At 60.1% G+C, this 24,192-nt stretch carries 18 protein-coding genes and 3 pseudogenes; 9 read left to right on the forward strand and 12 right to left on the reverse strand.

Going from position 1 to position 24,192, the window contains the following annotated elements:
- Positions 1 to 297 precede the first annotated feature (297 nt).
- On the reverse strand, positions 298 to 432 hold the full coding sequence (locus MTX21_RS19900; RefSeq protein WP_280966436.1) for a hypothetical protein: 135 nt from the start codon (positions 430 to 432) through the stop codon (positions 298 to 300).
- Positions 433 to 1,001: 569 nt separating this feature from the next.
- Here MTX21_RS19900 and MTX21_RS19905 point away from each other — a divergent pair.
- Positions 1,002 to 1,679: a protein-L-isoaspartate(D-aspartate) O-methyltransferase gene (locus MTX21_RS19905; RefSeq protein WP_280966437.1), complete on the forward strand. Its 678-nt coding sequence runs from the start codon at positions 1,002 to 1,004 to the stop codon at positions 1,677 to 1,679.
- A gap of 72 nt (positions 1,680 to 1,751) precedes the next feature.
- On the opposite strand, the gene rpsU is transcribed toward MTX21_RS19905, so the two are convergent.
- Positions 1,752 to 2,114 carry a 30S ribosomal protein S21 gene (gene rpsU / locus MTX21_RS19910; protein WP_280971110.1) on the reverse strand — a complete coding sequence of 121 codons (363 nt, stop codon included), beginning with the start codon at positions 2,112 to 2,114 and terminating at the stop codon, positions 1,752 to 1,754.
- A gap of 352 nt (positions 2,115 to 2,466) precedes the next feature.
- On the opposite strand from rpsU, the gene MTX21_RS19915 reads away from it, so the two are divergent.
- The gene (locus MTX21_RS19915) at positions 2,467 to 2,658 is read left to right on the forward strand and encodes a hypothetical protein (protein WP_280966438.1); all 192 of its coding nucleotides are present in this window, start codon (positions 2,467 to 2,469) and stop codon (positions 2,656 to 2,658) included.
- Positions 2,659 to 2,926: 268 nt separating this feature from the next.
- On the opposite strand, the gene MTX21_RS19920 is transcribed toward MTX21_RS19915, so the two are convergent.
- Both MTX21_RS19920 and MTX21_RS19925 read right to left on the reverse strand, forming a co-directional pair.
- A complete protein-coding gene (locus MTX21_RS19920) occupies positions 2,927 to 3,052 on the reverse strand; it encodes a hypothetical protein (protein WP_280966439.1) in 126 nt (41 codons plus the stop codon).
- Between the two features lie 516 nt (positions 3,053 to 3,568).
- Positions 3,569 to 4,390: pseudogene (locus MTX21_RS19925) on the reverse strand (Ku protein).
- Between the two features lie 394 nt (positions 4,391 to 4,784).
- Here MTX21_RS19925 and MTX21_RS19930 point away from each other — a divergent pair.
- On the forward strand, positions 4,785 to 4,991 hold the full coding sequence (locus tag MTX21_RS19930; RefSeq protein WP_280971111.1) for a hypothetical protein: 207 nt from the start codon (positions 4,785 to 4,787) through the stop codon (positions 4,989 to 4,991).
- Between the two features lie 478 nt (positions 4,992 to 5,469).
- Here MTX21_RS19930 and MTX21_RS19935 read toward each other — a convergent pair whose 3' ends face one another.
- Positions 5,470 to 6,090, reverse strand: a complete 621-nt coding sequence (locus MTX21_RS19935) for a hypothetical protein (RefSeq protein WP_280966440.1) — start codon at positions 6,088 to 6,090, stop codon at positions 5,470 to 5,472.
- A gap of 633 nt (positions 6,091 to 6,723) precedes the next feature.
- Between MTX21_RS19935 and MTX21_RS19940 the strand changes: the two genes are divergently transcribed.
- The 4 genes from MTX21_RS19940 to MTX21_RS19955 all read left to right on the forward strand — a co-directional run bounded on the left by MTX21_RS19940 (position 6,724) and on the right by MTX21_RS19955 (position 13,295).
- Positions 6,724 to 8,163, forward strand: a complete 1,440-nt coding sequence (locus MTX21_RS19940; RefSeq protein ID WP_280966441.1) for an acetamidase/formamidase family protein — start codon at positions 6,724 to 6,726, stop codon at positions 8,161 to 8,163.
- 259 nt (positions 8,164 to 8,422) lie between these two features.
- Positions 8,423 to 9,490 (forward strand): SDR family oxidoreductase, encoded by a 1,068-nt coding sequence (locus MTX21_RS19945; protein ID WP_280971402.1) that lies wholly within the window; start codon positions 8,423 to 8,425, stop codon positions 9,488 to 9,490.
- A 450-nt stretch (positions 9,491 to 9,940) separates the two neighbouring features.
- Positions 9,941 to 10,594 (forward strand): adenylate/guanylate cyclase domain-containing protein, encoded by a 654-nt coding sequence (locus MTX21_RS19950; RefSeq protein WP_280966443.1) that lies wholly within the window; start codon positions 9,941 to 9,943, stop codon positions 10,592 to 10,594.
- Positions 10,587 to 13,295: an AAA family ATPase gene (locus tag MTX21_RS19955; RefSeq protein ID WP_280966444.1), complete on the forward strand. Its 2,709-nt coding sequence runs from the start codon at positions 10,587 to 10,589 to the stop codon at positions 13,293 to 13,295. The genes MTX21_RS19950 and MTX21_RS19955 overlap by 8 nt, the downstream gene beginning before the upstream one ends.
- Before the next feature lie 572 nt (positions 13,296 to 13,867).
- Here MTX21_RS19955 and MTX21_RS19960 read toward each other — a convergent pair.
- Positions 13,868 to 14,893, reverse strand: a pseudogene (locus MTX21_RS19960) (IS110 family transposase).
- Here MTX21_RS19960 and MTX21_RS19965 point away from each other — a divergent pair.
- A complete protein-coding gene (locus MTX21_RS19965; protein WP_280971188.1) occupies positions 14,846 to 15,004 on the forward strand; it encodes a hypothetical protein in 159 nt (52 codons plus the stop codon). The pseudogene MTX21_RS19960 and the gene MTX21_RS19965 overlap by 48 nt on opposite strands.
- A 329-nt stretch (positions 15,005 to 15,333) precedes the next feature.
- On the opposite strand, the pseudogene MTX21_RS19970 reads toward MTX21_RS19965, so the two are convergent.
- The 4 genes and pseudogenes from MTX21_RS19970 to MTX21_RS19985 all read right to left on the reverse strand — a co-directional run bounded on the left by MTX21_RS19970 (position 15,334) and on the right by MTX21_RS19985 (position 20,624).
- Positions 15,334 to 16,474, reverse strand: a pseudogene (locus MTX21_RS19970) (IS110 family transposase).
- Positions 16,475 to 16,771: 297 nt separating this feature from the next.
- On the reverse strand, positions 16,772 to 18,817 hold the full coding sequence (locus tag MTX21_RS19975) for an adenylate/guanylate cyclase domain-containing protein (protein WP_280966445.1): 2,046 nt from the start codon (positions 18,815 to 18,817) through the stop codon (positions 16,772 to 16,774).
- Positions 18,818 to 19,035: 218 nt separating this feature from the next.
- A complete protein-coding gene (locus MTX21_RS19980) occupies positions 19,036 to 19,668 on the reverse strand; it encodes a tyrosine-type recombinase/integrase (RefSeq protein WP_280966446.1) in 633 nt (210 codons plus the stop codon).
- A gap of 218 nt (positions 19,669 to 19,886) precedes the next feature.
- The gene (locus MTX21_RS19985; protein WP_280971112.1) at positions 19,887 to 20,624 is read right to left on the reverse strand and encodes a Crp/Fnr family transcriptional regulator; all 738 of its coding nucleotides are present in this window, start codon (positions 20,622 to 20,624) and stop codon (positions 19,887 to 19,889) included.
- A gap of 572 nt (positions 20,625 to 21,196) precedes the next feature.
- On the opposite strand from MTX21_RS19985, the gene MTX21_RS19990 reads away from it, so the two are divergent.
- Positions 21,197 to 22,450: a transglycosylase SLT domain-containing protein gene (locus MTX21_RS19990; RefSeq protein WP_280971113.1), complete on the forward strand. Its 1,254-nt coding sequence runs from the start codon at positions 21,197 to 21,199 to the stop codon at positions 22,448 to 22,450.
- Between the two features lie 311 nt (positions 22,451 to 22,761).
- On the opposite strand, the gene MTX21_RS19995 is transcribed toward MTX21_RS19990, so the two are convergent.
- Together MTX21_RS19995 and MTX21_RS20000 are read right to left on the reverse strand one after the other, a co-directional pair.
- Positions 22,762 to 23,100 (reverse strand): cupin domain-containing protein, encoded by a 339-nt coding sequence (locus MTX21_RS19995; RefSeq protein WP_280966447.1) that lies wholly within the window; start codon positions 23,098 to 23,100, stop codon positions 22,762 to 22,764.
- A 52-nt stretch (positions 23,101 to 23,152) separates the two neighbouring features.
- Positions 23,153 to 24,130: a tripartite tricarboxylate transporter substrate binding protein gene (locus tag MTX21_RS20000; protein WP_280966448.1), complete on the reverse strand. Its 978-nt coding sequence runs from the start codon at positions 24,128 to 24,130 to the stop codon at positions 23,153 to 23,155.
- Between the last annotated feature and the right edge of the window lie 62 nt (positions 24,131 to 24,192).

Here is a 24,192-nt window from a genome sequence, read left to right on the forward strand (position 1 = left end):
GCGAGCCTGCCTGCCGAGGATACGCGGCACCGCGCGCTGGTGGCAGCGCTGGTCGACGATTTCGCCCGGCTCGCCGCGGAGGGCTGAGACGATTGACGGGCGCCCTCGTTGACGCACTCATCCTCATCACGCGCCATGCTCGGAGCGAGCGGGATGCGGACGGCCGACCGCAGGCGATCGTTTGAGGGCGCGATCGAAGCAATCACGTAAAGGAGTAAGCCATGACATTGATCAGCGGCCGCTTCATCGCCCACGAATACGATCTCCCGACAACGCCTCAGATGAAGCTAGCCATCTCTATTTCCTTTTGCCCTCAGCGAAGGTCGGCTGCCATCCCACACCCTTTTGGCTTGGCGCTGCGGCAATGACTTTGATCTTCTTCCTTTTGGGTTTCTTGGCCTCCCGATTGCTTCTTTGTTGACCTTTGGCCATGTCGATCTCCTTGGGGTTGAGGATGACGCAAATTGAAATGCAGGATTGGCCAAATTCGTTGGCGGTGAGCCTCGTGATCAGATCAAGCGTGCAGGCAGCATATTGCCGTCATTGGTGCAGCCAATCTGGATCCCCCGGGCACAGGCGCCGCAGCTGTCAGTGAATTTCCATCTCGGGATATAGGACCAGCTCATTGCGATCCTCCGCTGCCTTCATCAGAGCGTTCCGCGCTGCAGGAGGAGGCGACACGAGCAGCGCGAGCAAAGGAACGGCGCCGGATTGCTGGTAAAACGCCTGCCGACGGCACGGCCGCTGCCGCTCCGCCACGAAGATTTCGGCATGTCCCGCTTTAAGGACAGCTGTCGAGATTGTACAATCTTTCCCGCCCGTTTGAAGGCCTCCCGCTGTCCTCAATGGACCTGCGACGTCTTCAGCGTGTCATGGGCGGCATAGTTCCGCTTGAGGAACCTCTCCGCATTGCCTGCGGGAGGTCGTGACGGGTGGCCAGTTGGTGCAGTAGCCTGGCTAGGCGTGCGCGGGCGTAACGCCATGCGTCGTGAAAGTTGCCAATGCGAGCAGAAGACCTTGAGGCCTTGCGTGAAGAAATGCTCGCGGTCATCGCCGCCAACGCCTATGCGCTGCGTGACACAATTGGCAAGAGTGCCCTTGACGAACGTGTCATGACGGCCATACGCAAAGTGTCGCGGCACGAGTTCGTGCCAGTCGAACTTCAGCCCTACGCGTATGCCAATATTCCGCTTCCAATCGGTTTCGAAAAGACGATCTCGCAGCCATTTATCGTCGCCCTAATGACCGATCTGCTCGACATCAAGGCCGATGATAGCGTTCTCGAAATCGGGACCGGTCTTGGCTATCAGGCCGCCATCCTGGCGCAGCTGGCCCGCAAGGTATACTCCGTCGAAATCATCGAAGAGCTTGGCCAAGAGGCGAGGCGACGGCTCCGACAGCAGGGCTGTAGCAATGTCGAACTCAAGATTGCCAATGGCTATCACGGTTGGTCAGAGCACGCCCCCTTTGACAAGGTGATCGTGACGGCTGCTCCCGATCTCATTCCGCCTCCGCTGATCCACCAATTGAAAGCGGGTGGGAAAATGGTGATACCGGCCGGCCTGCCCAATGTGCAACAGCTCATTCTGGCTGAGAAGCTCGCCAACGGTAGAATGACGATGAAAGAGATTCTGACCGTCCGGTTCTCTCAACTCGAGGGGACTGGATCCGGCTTATAACGATCCCGGTGGCGCACCGTAACGGAGCATGGCCACAATGATCGAGAGCATCAGCGCCGTCACCCTCGCGACCTACGGCACGTCGCTGTTGAGCGCACATTCGCATCCGCTAGCCTTGCCGCGATCTAGCGGCATTGGCACGCGGTCCCGTCCCGTTCTTGCCCCTGGCGGCAGCTTCCTCACCGGAGCGGCGATCAGTCCGTCTCGAATGGCCTGCTTGCGCGCGAGCTTGCGTAGCCGGCGGATGGCTTCCGTTTTCTCTCTCGACGTCCTGTCCGAGGGCTTCTCATAGAAGCGCCTGCGGCGCATCTCCCTGAACACGCCCTCCCGCTGCATTTTTCTCTTGAGGATGCGAAGCGCTTGCTCGACGTCATTGTCTCGAACGAATGCGAGCTCGCGCAGCTCGGCGGGAACTTCCAACTTAGGTTCAGTCATCTTCGTCCCGCCTGTGAAGTTAACAATCATATGACGCATCTTGGCAATTGGACATGGCCTGCCTCGCGCTCTTGCGAAGCCCCCCCGCTAAATTCAGCCAGGTTAGAAATGTTTCGAGAGGCGGCGAGGCTTTTGGTGGTTCCCCTAGAGCGCGAAAATCAATGCGGGTATGCGGCACAGCGCCCTTTGAGGATATTAGACTCGAACGATTTCCGGTCTTGCTTCCGTAAATCGTCACTGGTGAGTTTTACCGGTCAGAGGGTTACTCCGGACAGACTCGACTTGGCCACCCGCTTTCCCATAGGTTTCCCCAAAGACTGCTGCTTTCCAATCACAACAACCGGGGAACGAAATGGCTGAAAGAATCGATCTCGAGGTTACCGGAAAATCGCAGTTCGAAGTCGCCTACGAGATGGCGAGATTCATTCTCATCAATATGGAAGGTCGTCAGGTGAAAAGCATAAAGCGGCAAGAGTTCTTGCATTTGGTAGCTGACTGCATCGAGGCCTTGCGCGGCATCAAGATCAAGGAGATTATCAGCTAAAAAGTTGCTGGCACTCTTGCAGGATCCTTTTGATGGGCCACGGCGACTCAGCGGCATCCGCCAACCGAGGCAGCCTTACTGAGGAGAAATTCCAAGCTGTTTGATGGCGATCTTGGCAATGTACACCGGATCGCGAACGCCAGTCGCAGCGATCTCGATTACGCTTCTTGCGACCATTTCGGCAGCAGGTCGTCGCGGCGATCAACCAAGCTCAGCGAGCGCAGCGCGTGTTTGAACAAACGAGTCAAAATCTCAATTTCATCCTGATCTAGCTTGCCTGTTTGGCGCGCTCATGCTCCGACAGCGCTACCCTGGCGTCTGCGGTCTTGAACGCTTTTTGAGCTTCGCGTTGAGCAGCGGTGGAAATCTTCGGCTGGGGTAAATGATTGATCATCTGCTCCCTCCTTCAAGCGCGAACGGTCCCAGCGCTTAAGCAGTGCGCATCAGGACCGCCAACTTAGTGGGTAGGTTTTCCCCGGCTTAGACTTTTGGGGTGTAGTGCCGCAGGCAGGAATTCGACGCCTGACGAGCCCATTGGTTCCATGTATCTGGGCGCCAAATGGGCGCAAGGGTCTCGTTTGTTGAAGACACAACAGTCAACCTGATCGTTCGTCGATATGAGACTGGTCTTCGCCAGTCAGCCATCAGCGTCGAGCAACGTCCCGATAAGCCTCAGGAGCGCGTGCTGTTCTGGACCATTGGCTCCATCCCGGAGGAATTTACCTATAGGCGTGTAGGATACCTGTCCACCGGAGCTAAGATTCGGCTGATGCTTCACGACCGGCATATTGGAGGCCGGGTCGCGGGCCAGAGACCAGGAGTCGCCGTTGCTGCTTTCGTACAGAACACGTTCAGTCATGGGTGAAACCATTCTTTCAAGTAGCTGTCTCCGAGTAGACGAGGCTGCCAGTTAGGCTGACTTTCGTTGCGGCCCGGCCGCCGGCTTCTTCGGTGCCGTCTCCTTGGCGGCCTTATTGCCCTCGATCGGCATCAGCATTTCCTTCTGCCCGCTCGCGGCCTTCCGCGGCTTCTTGGCGGGCTTGGCGGCCTTCGCCGGCGCGGCTTTCTTGCCGACGCTTCGGCGCAGCGCCTCCATCAGGTCGACGACGTTGCCGATAGAAGCTCCCGGACTTTTGGTTCACGATGTGCTTGGCGAGATCGAGCATGTCCTTCGTGACTTTGACGTCCTGGATCTCGTCGAAATACTCCTCCTCGGAGCGGACTTCATGGAGGTAGCGCGGGAGCGTGCCGACGAGCCCCCTGTCGAGAGGTTCGAGCGCGATGATGTGCTCGCGTTCGTCAGCACCACGCGGCCGATCGCGACTTTGTCCATCTCGCCAACGGTCTCCCGGATCACGGCAAAGGCTTCATGGCCGAGCTTGCCGTCGGGCCACAGATAAAGGGGCGGATTAGATAGCGGGGGTCAATCTCGCTGCGGTCCACGAACTCGTCGATCTCGATGGTGCGCGTGGATTCGAGCGCGACGTTCTCCAGCACCTCCTTCGTCACCTCGATGAACGTGTCCTTGTCGAGCGCGTAGCCCTTGACGATGTCCTCATTGGCGACTTCGGCGCCGGTGTCGGCGTCGACTTTGAAATATCTGATGCGGTGTCTACCGGTTGAGCTGGTTGAACGAAATCTTCTCGCTCTCGGAGGTGGCTGGATAGAGCGCGACCGGACAGGTGACGAGCGATAGACGCAGGAAGCCTTTCCAATTGGCGCGCGGGGCCATTTACGCAGAACTCCGAGTTTGGCCGGGCTTGGATTCAAGACGATCCCGGCGAGCATGGTTCCGACACTAGGCCGGCGGCAACTGACCCGCACGCGGGCTTTGACTCCTTGTTCTCTTTCTGTTCTCATGCCTTCTCCCTTTGAATCGCTGAACCAAAACATGCCCGACATCGAATTCGTCAGGTCTGAGATGGAACGCATGCGGGGTCAGGTAGCCCGCCAAAGGAAGGAGATCCTTCAGCTGCAAAGAGCGGGCATCGCCACTGCGTCAGCCGAAGCGCTGCTTGAGAGGATGCTTGCCAAGATCGATCACCTTTGTGCCCGGCGAGATGAACTGAAGAAAAATCAGCCTGCACGACGAAGGGAAAGGTCTTGGGCGGGCGACGGTGGTGACGATGCAAGAGCTGAGATGGTACGACCCGAGTGACGACAACCCACCCTGGATCAAAACGCTTGCGGAGGTTCGCCATTTGGCTCCGCGAGAGCGCTGGTGCTACCAGCACGTCCAAGCAATCATCGTCGCGATCGATCTCGGCAACCGCGAATTCTTTCTCGATCCGCTCTACAGCATCGGAGGAAAGAGAGGAGACGGCGTCCCCTGAATCTGCTTGAGCGAAGTCGACCGCAGCCGAGTCGATAGCAGCTTAGCGGCCGATATCAGGACGACAGCTTTGCTCCCCGACAGCTCCCCTCGGCATGCACTTTGTCGCTAATTGCCAGCAGTCATGGCGCCTTACGCCCCAGAGCTCAACCCTGCATAGGTTGAGCTCTCGGCACTGATCGTTCAATGACCATTCTATAATGCGTTGGTTTGATCCTCAGAGCGCGACGTCCGGTTTTTAAACGGACGCTGCTCGTCCCTCATGCCATTTCAACATAGGGCCATGTGTGGACGGCTCCGGGTTGGCAAGAAGAATCTTCACTTTGCAGCATTGGTCGGAGCAGCCATGTGTTCGGCCTGTTTACGCGGTACGCATGACCGCTGGCCATAATCAAAACGGCGCCCATTCCTTGGCACTCTCGTGCCGGTGGAGGAGCCGTCCACAGCATCAGTATCGGAACGAGCCCGAAGAACTGTCCCTATGAGGGTGGTAGGCCAAACTCGAAGATCCGGCCGTAGCTAGTAACTGGCGCTCGCGTGCCGGATCGGCGCAGAGCACACCAAAACGCGACTTGGTTCGCAGTCAGAACAGGTCGATCTAGAATATCCTCTAGCGCCTTGATCACGCCAATGGCACGGAAGCCGTTACCACCAATGAAAACGCTTTCGGCATTCGGGGGTAGTGGTGAGCGCACCCAATTGTAGAGCTCCTCTGGCTGAATAGATTGCTGGTCTGATGGCAAACCTGCAGGTCCGCTGTAAACGATTTCGAACCCCTGGCTCTGGAAATAGCGGACGCCCTGCTGATCCATTTCAGCCGAGAACCATGGCGGACTGATTAGTGCAACCCGCGTCACAGCGAGTGCAGCTAGTGCGGTGATCGCCGCCGCGCACGGGATGATGACCGGGATACCTCGCGTGCGGGCTTCTAGACGGGATTTGAGCACCGCGTCATCGGCGGCGCCCCGGACATAGCTGCTGCTGGTGAAGCCAAAAACAATTGCATGCAATGGGGCCATTGCGAGCATCTCCGCGGCGTCATCCACCGCAGGCGGGTCCGCAAAGGCCGGTACCGAGTTATCCGCAATGGTCGGATCCATCGTTCCGCCCGGCACCAAAAGGGACGCGCGCGGCGTGGATCGAAATCCCGTCAGGAGCGAGCGCGTTAAATTCCGTTTCTGGAACTACGTCTGCATGAGGCGTGAGAACGCCAATGCGTGTTTGCCCCCAACCGTCCGGCTGCCACATGGTCGTCTCCTTCGATAGGAAAGTCGGCCGCTCAAGTTACGCTCGACTGCGCCTTACCAAAAGGAGGAGGAGCTGGATCACAAGCTGCGATCGAGGACCGGGCGGCTCAAGTCCGGTCTATCCGGGACACCGGACCTGTGAGGCGTTTCGATCCTCTTTGCCTTAGGGCCCAGGAGCAGGCTTGCCGCGATCTCGTGCGCCCAATCGAAGATCCGATCGCAAGCGGCACATTGCCGACCTGGCAGTGCGCTTCGGCGTAGTCCCAGATCGCCTCGGGGTCCGCGCGAAGAGGCACTTCATTTGAGTGGTAAGACGAGTGATGTGGCGTTAGGACAGTGTGGCTGTCGGATCACATCGCTTGCGGTGAAGCAAGGTTGAGCGTTGAATTCCGCGGGTGGGCCAAGCGAGGCTAGTTTGGCGCGGGCGCAATTCTTGCGGGTGACCAAGCCACCTCCTGCCCGGCTAATTCGAGAGGAGTCACCATCATGTGCGCAGGCGATGATCAAACGTGCCCGCAATTTGAGCTGCATCGACAGAAACTGCTTGAGGACCTCGACGATGAGCGGCGCGCATTCCTCAAGAGCGCATTCGTCGCGGGCGGTGGTGCGGCCGCGTGGGCTGCTAGCGGCACGCTGGCCACTCCGGCATCGGCGCAGACTAAGCCCGGCCAGCCGACCTACCACTACTTGCCGGCCAACTCGGACACGGTGCACTGGGGCTATTTCAGCAAGCTATTAAAGCCTCAGCTCGAAGTGGATTCGGGCGATTACATCACCATCGAGGCCGTGACCCACCACGCCGGCGACGACGTCGAACGTATGGTCAAAGGCGATCCGGGTATTGAGAGCATTTATCTTTGGACCAAGGATAAGAAGGGCGTCAATCGCCGTGGTGCCGGTCCGATCGACGGCAAGCAGCTCGGGCGCGGCGCAGGCGAAGGCTTCGGCGTGCATATCTTGACCGGTCCAGTTTTTGTTCGCGGCGCCGAGCCGGGCGATATCATCGAAGTCCGCATCATGGATGTAAAGCCCCGGCCTTGCGCCAATCCGGCGTACCCGGGCAAGTCATTCGGCAGCAACGCGGCGGCTTGGTGGGGCTTTCATTACAATGATCTGCTCACTGAACCGAAGCCGCGCGAGGTGTGCACGATCTACGAGATCGACACCAGCGGGCAGCAAAACTGGGCACACGCGGTCTATAACTTCCGCTGGGTGCCTCAGGCCGATCCGTATGGTGTCGTGCACAAGATCATCGACTATCCCGGCGTGCCGGTCGACCATTCGATCGTGCAAGAGAACCACAACATCCTCAAAAACGTCCGCATCCCGATCCGACCGCATTTCGGAGTCATGGGCGTGGCGCCAAAAGAAGCCGACATCGTCGATTCTATTCCGCCGAGCTATTTCGGCGGCAACATCGATAATTGGCGTATCGGCAAGGGCGCGACCCTGTACTATCCGGTCGCAGTGCCAGGCGGCTTGTTCTCGGTCGGCGACTCGCACGCCGCGCAAGGCGATTCTGAATTGTGCGGCACCGCCATCGAAATGTCGCTGAACGGGACCTTCCAGCTTATTCTGCACAAGCAGAATTCACTGAGCGGTTCGCTCGCCGGGCTGAATTACCCGCTGCTTGAGACGCAGGACGAATGGGTTCTGCACGGATTCAGCTTCCCCAATTATCTCGCGGAGCTCGGCCCTACGGCGCAGCAGGACATCTACAAGAAATCCTCGATCGACCTCGCGCTAAGGGATGCGTTTCGCAAAATGCGTAGCTTCCTGATGACCAGCAACGGACTGACCGAGGACGAGGCGATTTCGCTCATGTCCATCGGAGTCGACTTCGGCGTCACGCAAGTGGTCGATGGCAATTGGGGCATCCACGCGATCATCAAGAAGAACCTGTTTGCCGGTATGGCGACGGCTTGAAGCTCTAGAACCTATGAAGTGACGGGAAGGTTCAGAGTAGCTCGCGATGAGCACAATCAGTCCGGTCTACCCCGAGCAGCTGACAAACGAGCTGACTCGGTAGCAGGTCTTCGTCGGGCCAGACTCGAACATCAGCCCGCTCACTCACCTCGTCGGCGAGCGCCGAGGAGGTTGTCCGGGATATTCAGGCAGCGCCCCAATGCAGGCGACAAGAGCCTAGGACACCGCTACCATCGTAATGGAAAGGAATCGCGCACACATGGGTGAGCACAAAGAGGCCGTAGTCGTCGGAGCGCTCGGAGTGATCGGACGCTACATCGTCGAGCGGCTGCTCAGGCAAGACGACTGGTCCGTCATCGGCCTGTCGCGCCGTACGGCCGGCGCCGTGCCCCGCTACCGCCACATCAGTGTCGATCTACTAGACCGTGAGGACGTGGCGGCGAAGCTCGCCGACCTGACGGAAGCCACGCACGTCTTCTACGCGGCGTTTCAGCCTGCGGCGGGCGCCGCCGCGGGCTATGCATCGAACATCGCTCCAAACCGCGACATGCTGGTTAACGCCGTGACCGCGATCGACAGCGCATCGTCCGCGCTGCGCCGCGTGGTGTTGGTCACCGGCACAAAATATTATGGCTCGCACCTCGGGCCATTCAAAACACCGGCACGAGAGAGTGACCCGCGCCACATGGGTCCCAACTATTATTTCGAGCAGATCGACTGGCTCGCCGCCTTCCAACGCGGCAAGCGCTGGGACTGGGTGGAGCTGCGGCCGCAGACCTTATGCGGCTTTGCGCCGGGCACGCCGATGAGTCTGGCGCCGGCGATCGCGGTCTACGCCGCGATCAGCAAGGAGCTTGGGTTGCCGCTGCGTTTCCCGGGAAAGCCTGGCGCCTATACATCGATCTACCAGGTCACTGAATCCGCGCACTTCGCCAACGCGGCGCTCTGGGCGGCGAGCACGCCTCGCTGCGGGCTCGAAGCTTTCAACATCACCAACGGTGACTATTTCCGTTGGAAGAATCTGTGGCCGAAGCTCGCGGCCGCTTTCGATATGCCAGCCGGCGAGGTGCAGACGATAAGCCTTGCCGCACACATGATAGACAACGCACCACTCTGGCGCATCGTGACAGAGAAATATTTGCTGAAGACCAACGCCTATGATGAGCTCGTGGCCTGGCCCTTTGCCGATTACGTCTTCAATTGCGACTGGGACGTGATGTCGGACGTTACTAAATCCCGGCGCTTCGGCTTCCACGATGTGGTCGATAGCGAAGAGATGTTCGTGCGGCTCATGCGCGAGTTCCGCGCGGAGCGAATCGTTCCCTGAGACACATCGGCGCCGCAAGAACGATCGTCTGCATCACGTCCGCTCAGGGTCTTGGCCGTGGAAAAAGGCGGCAGCGAGCAAATCGGGGAGAATACTATTCGTTCAACCTCGGGACCAGTGAGGAGCATACTGAGCTGCAGCACGACGGCATCGACAATACTCATGCAGCCAAATCAATCGCCGAGCAGACAGCTGCTCCCCGTTCGCTCCCCCGGCTAATCTCGCAAACGCGGAAGGTCCTCTGAGGCAAGCGAGAACGTCCAAGAACCCCAACCTTGAGAGGAGTAGGGTCTTTGGCAGGTCTGCTTTGATAGGCGGGGCGGACAAACCGGGTTCGACCGGGCTTCTTCCGATTTTGGCCCCACAGCGGTCATTCGAGACGCATTACCCTAGACAGGCCGCCTCCGGCTGGAGGATCATGCAGCGCGAGGCGAACCCGGGGGCACCCCCATGGACGTCGGAGGTTGGCTGCAGGGGCTTGGCCTCGAAGAGTATGAGGCGGCATTCCGCAAGAATAACATCGACCATATCATCCTTCCGAAATTGACGACGGAGGATTTGAAGGAGCTTGGTGTCGGGTCTGTTGGGCATCGCCGTAAGCTGCTCGACGCCATCACGGCTTTGCGCGCCGAAGCGGGCGCACTTGCGCCGCTTTCCGATGCTCCTCCGGAAAGTCCCAAGGCCGCCAAGGACACCGCTGAGCGCCGCCAGGTCACCGTGATGTTCTCGGACCTTGTCGGTTCGACGTCGCTCTCCGCACGTATGGACCCCGAGGACCTGCGGGAGGTCATTTCGGCCTATCGGATGTGCGTCGCAGATGCTGTGCGCCGCTTCGGTGGCTTCGTCGCGAAATACATGGGCGACGGCGTACTGATTTATTTTGGTTATCCGCAGGCGCACGAGGACGACGCCGAACGGGCCGTGCGCGCGGGACTGGAAGCGATTGCTGCGGTGCGCGCGTTCAAATTTTCCGTTCCGCTGCAAGCCCGCGTCGGTATCGCAACCGGGCTGGTGGTTGTTGGCGATCGGATCGGGGGACGCACAGGAGCGCGGTATCATTGGAGAAACCCCCAATCTTGCCGCGCGCCTACAAGCCATGGCTGAGCCGAACGCGGTGATCCTTGCCGAGGGCACGCGAAGGCTCCTCGGCAATTTGTTTGAACTAGAGGACCTCGGACCTCAGGAAGTCAAAGGCATCCAGGGCAGCATCAGAGCTTGGGTCGCGCTACGACCTTCTTTAGTCGAGGGCCGCTTCGAGGCCCTACACGCAGATGCACTGACTGAACTCATCGGGCGCCAAGAAGAACTTGAACTCCTGCTACGGCGCTGGTCGAAAGCAAAGACCGGCCAGGGCCAAGTGGTGTTGCTTTCCGGCGAACCGGGCATTGGCAAGTCACGACTCACTGCAGCAGTCATCGAACGCCTTGCTGTCGAGCCGCACACACGGTTGCGTTATTTCTGCTCAGCGCACCATCAGGACAGCGCCTTGCAGCCCATCATCGCGCAGCTCGAACGGGCTGCTGGCTTCGAGCGTGAGGACACGCCCGAGGCGAAGCTTGAGAAGTTGGCGGCGCTACTTGCGCCTGCCGCGCCTCCGCCAGAAGACGGGGCGTTGCTGGCCGAACTCCTGTTACTACCGACCGAAGGCCGCTTCCCGCCTCTCTCGCTTGCGCCGCAAGAAAAGAAAGAGAAGACGTTTGATGCGCTGCTCCGGCAACTTGAGGGCTTGGTCCGCCAGCATCCCGTGCTGATGATCTTGGAGGACGCGCACTGGAGCGATCCGAGCTCCCGGGAGCTGTTCGATCACGTCGTCGACCGGGTTCGCGGCTTGGCTATTCTTCTAGTTATCACGTTTCGCCTCGAATATGCGCCGCCGTGGGTTGGCCAAGTGTACGTCGCGACACTGACGCTCAATCGGCTGGATCGAGCAGAGGGCGTCGCTCTGGTGCGGCGGATCGCGGGCAGCAAGGACTTGCCGGATGAAATCGTGGCAGAGATCGTGGAACGCACCGACGGCGTCCCGTTATTCGTCGAGGAGCTGACAAAGTTGGCGCTCGAAAGCGGCGCGAACGACGATAGCGCGAGCTTCGTAGCCAGAGTGCCACACCCAGCGCTTGCTATCCCCGCGACGCTGCACGCCTCGCTGATGGCGCGGCTCGATCGGATCGGCACCTGGGCCAAGGAGATCGCCCAGATCGGCGCCACGATTGGTCGGGATTTCTCCTACGAACTACTCGCAGCAGTGGCCAATTGTAGCGACGCAGACCTGCGTGCGGCGCTTGATCAACTCGCCGATGCCGGGCTGGTGGTCCGGCGAGGGACGCCGCCGCAGGCCACCTATCTCTTCAAGCACGCGCTGGTGCAGGATACGGCGTACGCCACCCTTTTGCGAAAACCGCGACAGGACCTCCATGCCCGCGTTGCCAGAGCATTGGTGGAGCAGTTCCCGGAGAGGGTCGAGGCGTGGCCGGAACTGCTCGCTCGTCACTGCGCCGAAGCGGGAGCAATCGACGAGGCGGCGGTGTACTGGGGCAAGGCCGCCCAATTGGCCATCCGGCGCTCGGCGATGGTCGAGGCGCGGACCCAATTGACGCGCGCTTTGTCGCTTCTCGGCATCCTGCCGGAGACGCCGGAGTGGTCTCGGTTGAAACTCGATCTTCAAGTCGCGTTGGGCGGTACCCTGATCGCGACCAGAGGTTGGGCGGCGCCCGAGACCGGATCGGCTTTCGCGCGTGCTCTTGAGCTTTGCGAGCGGCTCGGGGATACGTCTCAGCTTCTCCCGGCGCTGTATGGCCAATACGTGTTTCACCTCGTTCGAGCCGAATTAGGAGCGAGCCACGAGGTGGCCCAGAGGGCGCTCGGCGCCGCGCGACGCACGCACGATGCCGCCGCGCTGGTGATCGGCCACCGTTCTGTAGGCATCAGTCTGATCCATCTCGGCAAGCTTGACGCGGCGCGCGAGCATCTAGAACAAGCGATCGGGCACTATGACCCTGTCACCCACCGCGATCTCGCGTTTAGATATGCTTACGATCCGCTCGTCGCGTGCAAAGGTTATCTGGCTTCGCTCACGCTAACGCAGATGGGTTATCTCGATCAGGCACTCAGGAGAATTGACGAGGCGATCGCGTATGCCGAAACGCTGTCGCATCGCCCGAGTACAGCATTTGCGTTGCTGCACGCGTGCTATTGCCATTTCTTCCGTCGCGACGAACGGCTGCTGCGCCAACGCGCAGAGGCCCTGACCGCCGAATGCGCGAAACAAGGTTTCGCGTTTTGGCTCGCGGGCGGCGGCATTTATGCCGGTTGGTCGAAGGTGGAGGGCGGCGACGTCGAAGCTGGGCTGGAACAACTGCGCGACGGAATTGCCAGATGGCGAGCAGCCGAAGCGGCACTGCTCATGCCCATGCATCTCGTGGTGCTGGCCGAGGCATGTTTGAGAGTGGGCCAGGCTAACGCCGCGCTCGCGGCCGTTACGGAGGCTCTCGCGTGCATCGATCGATCGGAGGAGCGCGTTTTCGATGCCCAAGTGCATTGGTGTTACGGCAACGTGCTGCTGGCGCAAGCGGATCGGAACGCTGCCGAGGCGGAAGGGAGTTACCGCCACGCGCTCGAAATCGCACGCGGCCAAAATGCGCGCCTGCTGGAGCTACGTGCCGCCTCCAGCCTCGCCCGGCTCTGGCGCGACCAGGGCAAACACAGCAAAGCACGCGAACTCCTCGCCCCGGTCTACGGCTGGTTCACCGAGGGCTTCGACACGTTGGAATTGAAGGAGGCCAAGACCTTACTCGACGAGCTCGCGTGATGACGGCGCTTGTGGCTGCGGCCAGCATGGAAGGTCAGCTTATGGCCCATCGGCGAAGTGGCGGCACGCTGAGGTGCGCTCAGCGGGGTACAGCGGCCGAGATTTGCTCAGATTGAGTTCTTCGCCTTTGGACCCGATGTATGGTCCGGCCGCACGTTGCAACCTGTCAGATGCATTGCATCAATGTATCCGGCCTCTGATTGGAGCGTGCTGTGCTCCGGGCCATCATGGATATCAGCGCGCATTCGAGCTGATTAGCGGACAGGCCTCGAACGGGCCATTCGGGTCACCAGTGTTCGCATGCGCCGGGAAGACCGATCTTCCATCGTCGTCTCATCCTCTCGCAGACCTCGGCGGGTAAGGGATGTTGGTTACGTCATCCCGATAGCTCTTCACTTCGCGCTGTTCCTTTGTTCCTGCCCGGCGCTCGTTCCTTCGTCCCGGCCTGCGCGCGCAGACGCGCCGCGCGCAAGGGGCCGTCAAGGCCGGCCGTCGTGCTGTCCTGACGTCTTGCTCTATGCGGCCAGGCTGCGCCTTGACGGCCCCCGAGTACGGCGCGAGGATCGGCCAGGTCAGGACGCCGTCTCCTCAGTCTTGACGCACTCGAAGGCGCGTCCCTTGTTGAGAACCGCCCAAGCGATCCGGGCGAGCTTGTTGGCAAGCGCAATCGCCAGCACGTTGTGATGCAATCGCTTCTTGGCAGCTTCGATCCAAGAGTTGAGGCCGTAGCGCTCCCAGCACTTGACCCTGACCAGCACGACCCATGCGGCTTGGACGAACAGCGCGCGTAGGTAGCGATTGCCGCGCCGTGATATCATACCGAGGATCGTGCGGTCGCCGGTCGATATCTGCTTCGGCACCAGTCCAAGCCAGGCGCCGAAGTCGCGGCCTTTCGAGAACACGTCTCCAGTGCCGATCGCGGCCGCCATTGCACTTGAGATAAGCGGGCCAATGCCGGGCACCGTCATCAGTCGCTCGCAGGCCCTATCTTGACGAGCCAGCGTTTCGATCTCGCTAGACAGCCCCTCGATACGCGCACCCAGCCGGCGCCAGTCGCCCGCCAGATCCTCGATGATGCGTAACATGCGAGGCGAGAGCACATCGGTGCGCGTCGCGAGGATACCCGGCAACTCGGACCGCAGGGAATGCAGGCCTTGCCGGACGGCGATACCCCGCTCCAGCAGGAACGCACGGATCTGATTGATGACGCCGGTACGCTGACCGACCAATCGATCGCGGACACGGTGCAGCGCCTGAAGGTCGAGCTGATCGGCTGTCTTGGTCGCGACGAATTACATGGTTGGGCGTTGGACAGCCTCAGCGACGGCTTCCGCATCTCGGAAGTCATTCTTCTGTCCCTTCGAGTAGGGGCGCACGTATTTCGCCGGCATCAAGCGCGCATCGTGGCCAAGCATTTGGAGCTTGCGACTGAGGTGATGCGCGCCGACGCAAGCCTCCATACCGATCACGCACGGCGGCAAGTTGGCAAGCCGTGTTTCCACCTGACTGCGTGACCACTTCTGCCGCAGCACGATGGCACCGCGGTGATCATGACCCACGAGGTGGAACGAATTCTTGCCGATATCGATGCCGATCACGGCGACCGCTGTGTTGAGGTTCTGAGACATGGCGTGCTCCTTGACCTGAGCGCCCCTTGCCAGCTTCTCGCACTGGCGGGGCCGGAGCACGGCCGGACCATTCCATTCTGATGTCCCCAGTCAAGCACACAGCGCACGGTTTCTCATCTCCACGAGGACTCATCGTGAAGTTCTTGTGCCGATGGATCGTGCAGAGGAGAAGGCGGGACTCAAAGACGTCGGTGAACAGGCTCTGATGCGCGGGTTGGATACCGCATTTCCGTTTTTTCGTCTGGGGCTGTCCCTGGTCTAGCGTCGGGCGTCGATCGGATGATCGGCCACAGAATGGATTTCAGGATTTCCCCTGCCGTGGTCCCGCCTTCACTTCTGCACGATTAATGTCTGCGACTGCCCCCTGATCTTGATTGCACAAGGGGGGCTGTGGGCCGGTCGAGCGCACCTCACGACTCGAGCGGTCCACAGCCCCCACGCCTTCGAGGTGGGATGAGCTCGCGATTGATCGCCCAAATGAAGGCGGATAGCTCGCGGGCAATCGCCGTGACGATTACGGTCCGCCGCTTCTCCCTGCTCGAGTGAGCGGAAGCGTCCGCACAATCTGGTTTGCGCTTTCCACGCAATCTCGCGCGCGACTCTCGGTGCGGCCTCCACCTTTGGCTGCTTGTCTCGGCTCACGCGCGGCGGATATCGATAGCTCCAGGCCGCCTCCACAAGAATACGTCGCGCCCGCCCATTACCGGCTTTGGTGATGCCGCCTCGCTTGACCTGGTCGCCAGTCGAGTTTTCTGTGGGCACCAGACCCAGATAGCCCATCAGCTCGCGCGGATTTTGAAAGCGGGAGAGATCACCGATCTCGGCCAGCACCCCCACAGCGGCAATGAGATCAATCCCACGCACCGCCTGCAGGGCCGACACAACCTTGGCGAGCGACCACTCGGATACTACCTCGCGGATGGCATCTTCCAAACGCTCCATCCGCTCACTTTCCTGGCGTATCCCCTCAAGTAACTCTTCGAATGCGATCCGCTGCTCGCGATGCTCGAGCTTCTGCGACATCAGCCATCTCATGTGGGCTGGTCCCCAGGTTGTCTTACCCGGATAGATGCGTCCCAGCCGCAGCATCAATGACGAGATCTGTTGACGCTTGCCCTGGAGGTCCTTCTTCACTGCCTGACGGGCGCGCGAGAGATCGCGCATAGCCTCGTGGCGCTCGTCCGGCACCCACACCGCCGTGAGCTCGTCCGCGCGCAACAGCTTGGCGAGGCTTACCGCATCGCGCCGGTTCGTCTTCACTCGATCGCCGGCCTTCTTCGGAACGAGCGAGGGGGCCACCACCAGGCAGTCATGGCCGAGGCTCTTGAGCAGTCTGTAGAGACCATATCCTGTCGGCCCTGCTTCGTAGCAAAACGTCAAATGACAGCGTCTCGCTGCAAGCTTTGCCACCAGCTTTCGGATCGCTGCCTCCGTGGCAGGAAACTCCCCGAGATATCGTACCTCGCCGCCACGGCCGCCATCGGCAATGGCTATAGCATTGCGCGATTTTGACGTATCGATTCCGACAAAGACCTCGGTATGATGACCCACGACTCGCCCTCCTTGTTTGAGGCTCTGCCCGATCCATCCGGGCAACCCTCGTCGCAACATCGAGGGTGAGTCGCCTCATTTTGTGGGGGGACATACAGTCTAGCGGTCGTCGCACCGTGTTGCTCCCCATCCTCTGATCCCGGCACCAGGTGCGCTTTAGCGCGATCCAGAAAATTCGATTGGAGTAACGGGGCAGCAAGCCGCGCGAAGACAAACAACGTAGGGGAACGATCCGGTTCTGTCAGCGAGCGGCCGGCTGGGCGCGAAGCGCTTTGGCCGAACGAAGCCATCAGCTATTCAGCGTTGCGACCCGATTGCCGTGAGGTCGCCCCGTCGCGGGCCATCTTCATCAGCCTCCTCCCGCAAGCCAGCAAGCCTAAGCGCCTTTACCATCCTGCCCCGGAAGTCGGCATCGAAGCACCATAGAGCGTAGAGGCGATCAGCTTCTCGCACGCTGATGTTGGGCCTGAGTTTCAGCAACGGCGGGATTTGGGCCTTAGCTTCGTCAATTCTTCCGAGATGAGGGAGCGTGTAGACGAGGTGCAGACGGTCCAACCAGTTCTGCTCAGAGTAGGACCGTTGGAAGACCTCAAGAGCCTTGGCATACTCACCCTTCCGATAGTGGTCCTTTGCGACCACCCACCACCACCAGGATGGTGCCGCCGTCCCTGCAAGTGCCAGGCCCTTTTCTGCAAGCTTTCGCCCGTAATCCCAGTCTCCGGCATAAGCCAGAAGGTTGCCCATTGAGCCGAGGGCGTTGGCGTCATTCGGGTTGATGGCCAAAACGCGGTCAGCTTCAATCCGCATTCTCCCCGCCTGACAGGTTACGAAATAGGCATTGAAGAGTGCGAAATGCGCTGCTTCATCTTCGGGTGCAAATTCTACGGCGCGATTGCCCGCCTCAAGGATGCGGGGAACGAGATCGCTACCCTTCTCATTGTCGTCGAGCCCGGTACCCCAACTATATTGAATCTGCAGAACGCGCGTAAAGATCGCCCACGCCTCGGCATAATTGGGGTCGCGCTTTACAGTGGTCTCCAGACACGCACGGGCCCGTCGCATTGGCTCTGCGGCGCTCTGTGCCGCACTGGCCTGATAACCCTGAAGAACGCACTCATAGGACGAAAGCTCGGAAGCCGACTTTGCACGCGACCGCTCTAGCTCTGCTTTTGCGACTGCACCAGTCCGGATGTCGCCGACTGCAGCGCCTATATGATGGGCGATATCATTTTGTATGCTGAGAAGGCTTGTCGACGTCGTCGGCCGCTCAAAAGTCTGCGCCCAAACGTGGGTCCCCGAGCGCGCATCTATGAGCTGCGCAGTGACGCTAATCTGATCGGGGACGCGCCTGAAGCTGCCCTCGATCACATACTGGGCCTCAAGCTGCCGGCCCAGCTCTTGCATTTCCATGGCTTTCTTCTTGTAGGCGAAGGTTGTGTTGCGAGCCAACACCCGCAGTTGATCGAAGCGGCTTAGGACAGTGATGAGCTCATCGCTGATGCCATCCGAGAAATATTCCTGATTAGGGTCGCCGGATAAATTGTCGAACGGAAGAACAGCAAGCGTGGGCCCCCTGGGCTGGATTGAAGGTGCGCCCGCGATGCTGACGCTCACTTGGTTGGGGGCGCGGTGTCGACTGACACCTTGCCAAACGACCACGCCTGTGACCGAAAGCGCCGCAATCAAAATGGCAGCCAAGCGCGCTGAGCTCATTCGCGGCCACACTGGGGGAGCCTTTCCAAGCCATCGGAAGCCCGTTGGATGTGGCTCGTCATGAAGGCTCTGTATTGTCGTGAGCTCAGCAATAGCTTCAGGGCCCAGTTTATGAATACGAACAGGTCGCACGATATTTTTCAGCCGCTGCTCGCCACAGTCCTCGAACGGAAGCTCAAGTCTGCCGGCCAGATCCTCGTAAACTCGACTGGAGATACAGACTCCCCCAGGCTCGCTTAAGACTTCAAGCCGCGCTGCCACGTTAACCCCGTCACCGAAGATATCCTGATCGTCGACGACGACATCGCCCTCGTGCACACCGACCCGGAACTCTAGTCGTTGGTCCACCGGTACCTCAGCGTTGCGCCCGGCCATCGTTCGCTGGATAGCCACCGCGCAGGCTACAGCCTCCACAACGCTGGGGTACTCGATGAGAATGCCGTCGCCAGTCGTCTTGACGACGCGGCCATGATGCTCGGCGATGTTGGGGTCAACGATCTCACGCCGAATGACCTTAAGCCGGCGAAGGGTTCCGCGCTCGTCTTGACCCATCAGTCGGCTATAGCCAACCACGTCCCCTACGAGGATGGCTGCGAGGCGGCGCTGCTGGTGCATTTGCTGCACGGCCATTCTCCCCCACCCGAACGGCAGAGCAGAGACACGCTAGACCACCGGGCGGTAGCGTGGGCAACACCAGCTTAGCACCTTTCGGCATGGTAGGTGCAGAAAGTTGGGATTTCGACCACGACCCCGGCTCCTCGCAACCCACAGGTTGCCTCATCCGATGTCGCATTGGCCCGAAGCCGTCTGTGAGGGCAGCGCAGAGTGCGTCTGCTCTGCCCCCGGAGTCAGACGTCAACTTGTTCCGCTATCGCGAGGGCGTCGTCGACCTCGATGCCCAGATATCGGACCGTACTCTCGATTTTGGTGTGGCCCAGAAGGAGCTGCACGGCTCGCAGGTTGCCGGTTCGGTGGTAGATCAAGGTCGCGTTGGTCCGGCGAAGGGAATGCGTCCCGAACAGATGCGGGTCTAGTCCAACGTCCGCGATCCAGTGAGATAGAAGGCGGGCGTCCTGACGGGTCGTCATGTGTCCAGTCCGTCGCAGGCCAGTGAACAGGTATTCGCCTGAGTTCCTGCCTGTCACCCGCAGGTAGTCATCGATCGCCTGGCGCGTCGATTCCGTTAGTTCAAATTTGACCGGTCGGCCGGTCTTCTTTTGTCGAACGGTCGCTCTATCGACGGCGTAGCCGCTCGGCGCGACGTCAACGACTTTCAATGCTACGACGTCGCAACCGCGCAGCTTGCTGTCGATGGCAATGTTGAACAACGCCAGATCGCGGATCCGGCCTTCGACCTGGAGCTTAGTTCGTATAGACCAGACGTGCTTCAGACGGAGCGGCGGCTTTGCGCCGACGATCTTCCCCTTGTTCCAAGGAGTATGTTTCGAGGCGGCAGGGGTGGTGCTCGGGATATCGGTCATGTTGACCTCCTCAGCTCGTGAGGCTGGTCATTTTGGCCCGGAGCCCTGCCGATCTTACGTCCGCTTCCAGACGTTGAAGACGTACTTGCGTCCAATTCGAGCAAAGTGGGACCGATTTTGACCCAGAGCCGAATTCGATCCTGCCATCGTCTGCCAAAGTGGCGCGCGCGGCCGAACGATTTCGGGCGGGACGTTCGGGTTACATCTTGGTCGGCGCGTTAGCTGGCCTGCATCTGCCTCGCGGCCTTACCCGGGATGATCTGATCGGTTTGACGGCGCATGATGTCGTAACATTCACAGGACGCTTGCTCGAGACGCCCCCTATCGATTTCGATCAAGCCCCGCCGATCTGCTCTGATAGCGCCCGAGGCGCGGAGTTTGGCAACCTCCAGTGTCACGGTCGTTCGTCGCACCCCGAGTAACTGCGAAAGCGTCTCCTGAGTTAATGATAGAATGTTGCGTTCCGCCCGATCATGCAGGTGAAGCAGCCACCGGGCCATGCGGGCCTCGACGGAGTGCAGCCCATTGCAGGCTCCGACGTGCTGGAACTGCATGAGTATCGACCTCGTGTGCGTCTGGACCACATGTCTGATGGCGCTGCTCCCCATGTAGGCTGCTTGAAAACGCTCTACGGAGATTTGCGATGCGGTGCCGCCCACCCGCACGACCGCGGTCACGGACGACAGGGAGGGGTCTCCACCCAGCACCGAGAGCGCACCGAGGGCTCCCTCGCGCCCGATCACGGCGGTTGCAATCGTTTCCCCGTTCGGCAGGCCGAGCATGAAGGAGATGGCGCCGCTATGGGGAAAGTAAACACGGTCGCGTCGATCTCCCGATCGCGCTACCACGACATCCTGTTCAAGGGATACTTTCTGGAGATGCGGCGCGAGTAATGCGAGGTCTTCCGACGGCAATGCAGCTAGGAGCTGATTACCAACGCTAGCAGGGCGCTCCATCATGGGAGCCCCCGAGCGCATATTTAACTCAACTTTCGTCGTGCTGATTGGAACACCATACGGGTCGAAATCGAGGAGGTTCCCGCGATAACCGACCGACGGGGCCCTCGCTGTGCAAGCCGTCTAAGGCCGCCTTGTCAAGCAGAACATTTAAGCAAGCACTCCAATTCGTCACCGAATTGTGGAGCCGGCTTTTGGCTTTTCGACCGAACCTGGCGCTCGTCTTCATGTCTGCAGGGCCCCGGCACAGCCAAATCGACGCGCATGACCCAACTGAGACATTCGCGCATCAGTCTACTGTTGTGCAAGAATGCAGCAAGCGCTGTGGTAGGCTGCAACGCTCCGGCCCGAGCGGAGACAACGGTCACGGCAGACCTGAGCTTGGCTGGACCGGCTCCACTGAGACCGACGCTAGCGGTCATAAAGCGGATTGCGATTGTCCATCCCAGCGAACCGTCCTCGGAGGTCTTGCGACGTCGCGGCCTCGAGATGCTTGGGAGCGGCGTGCGCGCGGGCGCCGGTCTCGATGCGCTAACGCACGAAGATGCCTTGTTTAGCGATAGTTGCGCGACATGGCGCCCGTCCCGTTCCTCGGTAGGAGGCGCATCACGACCGCAACTTCCAATTTAGGCAATCTTGGCGACGCGGCCGAGACTGGCCGCACCTGCGCCACAGGTGCGCCCCATTGCCATCCCCCTCGCCTCCTTAATCTGCGTGCCAAGTCGGGGCATGAATGGGGGACCGCGGCCGCGCGGCTGGCGACATTGAAGATTTGGCAAGCAAGCTGTATTGCCGGCGCGCTGACAGCGACTTCGCTTGCCGCGATTGGTCAGATCGCGGTACCGCGCCAAAGCATCGCAACGCCGAATGCAAGAGTGGCTGATGCATTCAGCGGCATCCCGCTGAATGTGACGATGGTCCTGACAAATGCCGGCGCCGCGTTTCCGGCCCCGGCCATCGAGACGAAATTCGATACAGGATTATCGGCTAATGCGATCGTTGCGGCGGGATTCAGCGCCGCGGCGCCGGACTCGGTGCTGCCGTCTGATGTAGCCAGTTCGCAAGGGCCAATGTTGCAGGTCGCCAGCCTCGAGGCGGCGCCGCCCGAGAACTCGACAATGCCACAGCAGGACCATCCGCCCGCGGCCTCGCCCAATCCGGGCGAAGGCAAACCGTCGTATCTGAAGTACTACGTCTACTCGGAAATTCCGCCGCCGGAGAAACCCGCGAAGATCGCCTTGTCGGCGTTGAGCGGCGTTCCGCTCGGAACGCCAGTCCAGGAGATCGAACGCGCGGCCGAAGCGTTCGGTGTCGATGTCAATTTCATGAAGGCGGTCGCCAAAATCGAATCCGATTTCAATCTCAAGCAACGCACCGGCTCCTATATTGGTCTGTTCCAGCTGAGCAAGTTTGAGTTCAACAAATACGGATCGGGCGACATCCTCAATCCTCGTGACAACGCCATGGGTGCCGCCTACAAGTTCCTCAGCGAGGCCGCGCTATTCGAAATAATGACGCAGAAGAAGCCGACCTTTTCCGATCTCTACCTGATCCACCAGCAGGGTTGGGAAGGAGCCGCACAACACATCAGCCATCCGCAGCGGATTGCCTGGAAGTCGATGTGCGCAACCCAGGAGGGCTCTGAAAAAGGCGAGCGATGGTGCAAGCGCGCCATCTGGGGCAACACGCTGCCGGCCGTCAAACGCGAATGGAAGTCGGTCGATCGCCTCACCTCGGGTGCGTTCGTGGCGATGTGGCGGGACCGCGTCGACACGCTCTATGCCCGCTATCCTGTGCTAACTGCGGCGGCCGAACACTCGAGATAGAACAGCTTGCGACTGCCCCCACGCACACCTCTTGGCCCACATTCGTTTCGTCGAGAAGCTCTGTCGGCGATCGAGTTTCCGGCGCAGGCAGGTTTGCGTTCCGCTTAGAGACTGGTGGTTGTTCGGCTCCGGCGGCGGGATTGACCCAAACACCTCGACCAGTGCCGCTCCGCGACCCGGACTCCTAGAGCGTCAAGTAGGCGGCGCAGGTCCGGTGTCAGGGGGTAAACCGGACATCCATCTCGTGATCCTCGACCGTCACTTTTGACCCGATTCGGACCTCGGTGCCGCGGTCTGCTATGTCCTGCTGATCAGGAAAGTCCGACAAAGTCGTAGTCGCCGAGCCCCTGCAGCACTAGAAACACAGCGGAGCTGTCGCTAGCATTCGTGACCCGGTGCGGTCGGCCAGGACGTACAGCGTAGGTTTGGCCAACGCTAAGACATACCTCCTCGTCCGGATCGCGTGTCGTGACGTGGATTTTTCCACTAATTACATAGAACGTGTCTTGTACTTCGTTGTGATGGTGCCAAGGCACGCATTGTGTTGGGCTGATCTGGATTTCGGCAATCCGGAATCCGGGTCTCGCTGCGTAATAGGATCGGCGTTCGACTTCGTAGATTCGGCTGGTATCGCTCACTGCTTGCTGCATGTCAGCGTCTCCCTTGCAGGCTCATTGCCCATCGACGGGTTATCGAACTGGATTAGTCCACAGGCTTGATGCGCGCGTCGCGAATGACTTTTGACCAGCGTGCTACCTCCGATTTGATCTGTGCGGCGAAACTTGCCGGCGTATTAACGACTGGTTCGAGGCCCAATGAAGTCAGCCGGTCCCGGACTTCGGTCAATGCGACGATGCCTGCTATTTCGCGATACCAGCGAGCGACGATGTCCTGTGATGTGCCCGCGGGGAACAGGACGCCTTGCATGAAGATCGACTCTTGATCCTCATATCCGGCCTCCGCCATCGTCGGAACCTCGGGAAGCAGTTTCGACCTCGCATTGCTGGTGATTGCCAGTCCGCGCAGCTCGCCTTCCTTGATAAAAGTGACTGCGGCCGGCAAAGAGATGAAGGCAATCGGAACGTGGCCGCCTACCACCGACATCATGGCAGGTGATGCGCCATTGAAAGGGACGTGCACAAGATCAAGACCGGCAGCAAGTTTGAATAGTTCGCCAGCGAGGTGTGACGACTGGCCGGTACCTGCCGAGGCATAGCTGTATTTGCCTGGATTCGCCCGCACGAGGGCGACGAATTCCTTGAGATTGTTCGCTGGGAAGGACGGATGCACGATCAAGACATGTGGCGCCGCTGCAATGACGGTGACAGGCGCGAAATCCTTCACTGGATCGTACTGAAGCCTGGCGTAGAAGCTCGGGTTGAGCCAGAAGCTCGATGTTACGATAACGACCGAGTAACCGTCGGCTGGCGCGCGTGCCGCCACGGCAGTGCCGACATTGCCTGCACCAGCGGGAATGTTTTCGACATAGAACGCCTGCGCCCAACGTTCGGATAGCTTCGCGGCGATGATGCGGGCGACAGTGTCGTTCGGACCTCCCGGCGCGTACGGCACAATGATACGAACCGGGCGAGCTGGATAAGATTGCGACCATCCAGGTCCGGACACAGCCTCAATAAAAGCGGCCGCGGACAGGCTGAGAAACGCTCGACGGGCAATCATTGTGGTACCCCGTGTTCGATTGGCCTCGGTGTACGACTGCGCCAGTGAATTCGTCATTGCGA

Origin of the sequence: Bradyrhizobium sp. ISRA430, assembly GCF_029909975.1 — a bacterium.
GTDB lineage: Bacteria > Pseudomonadota > Alphaproteobacteria > Rhizobiales > Xanthobacteraceae > Bradyrhizobium.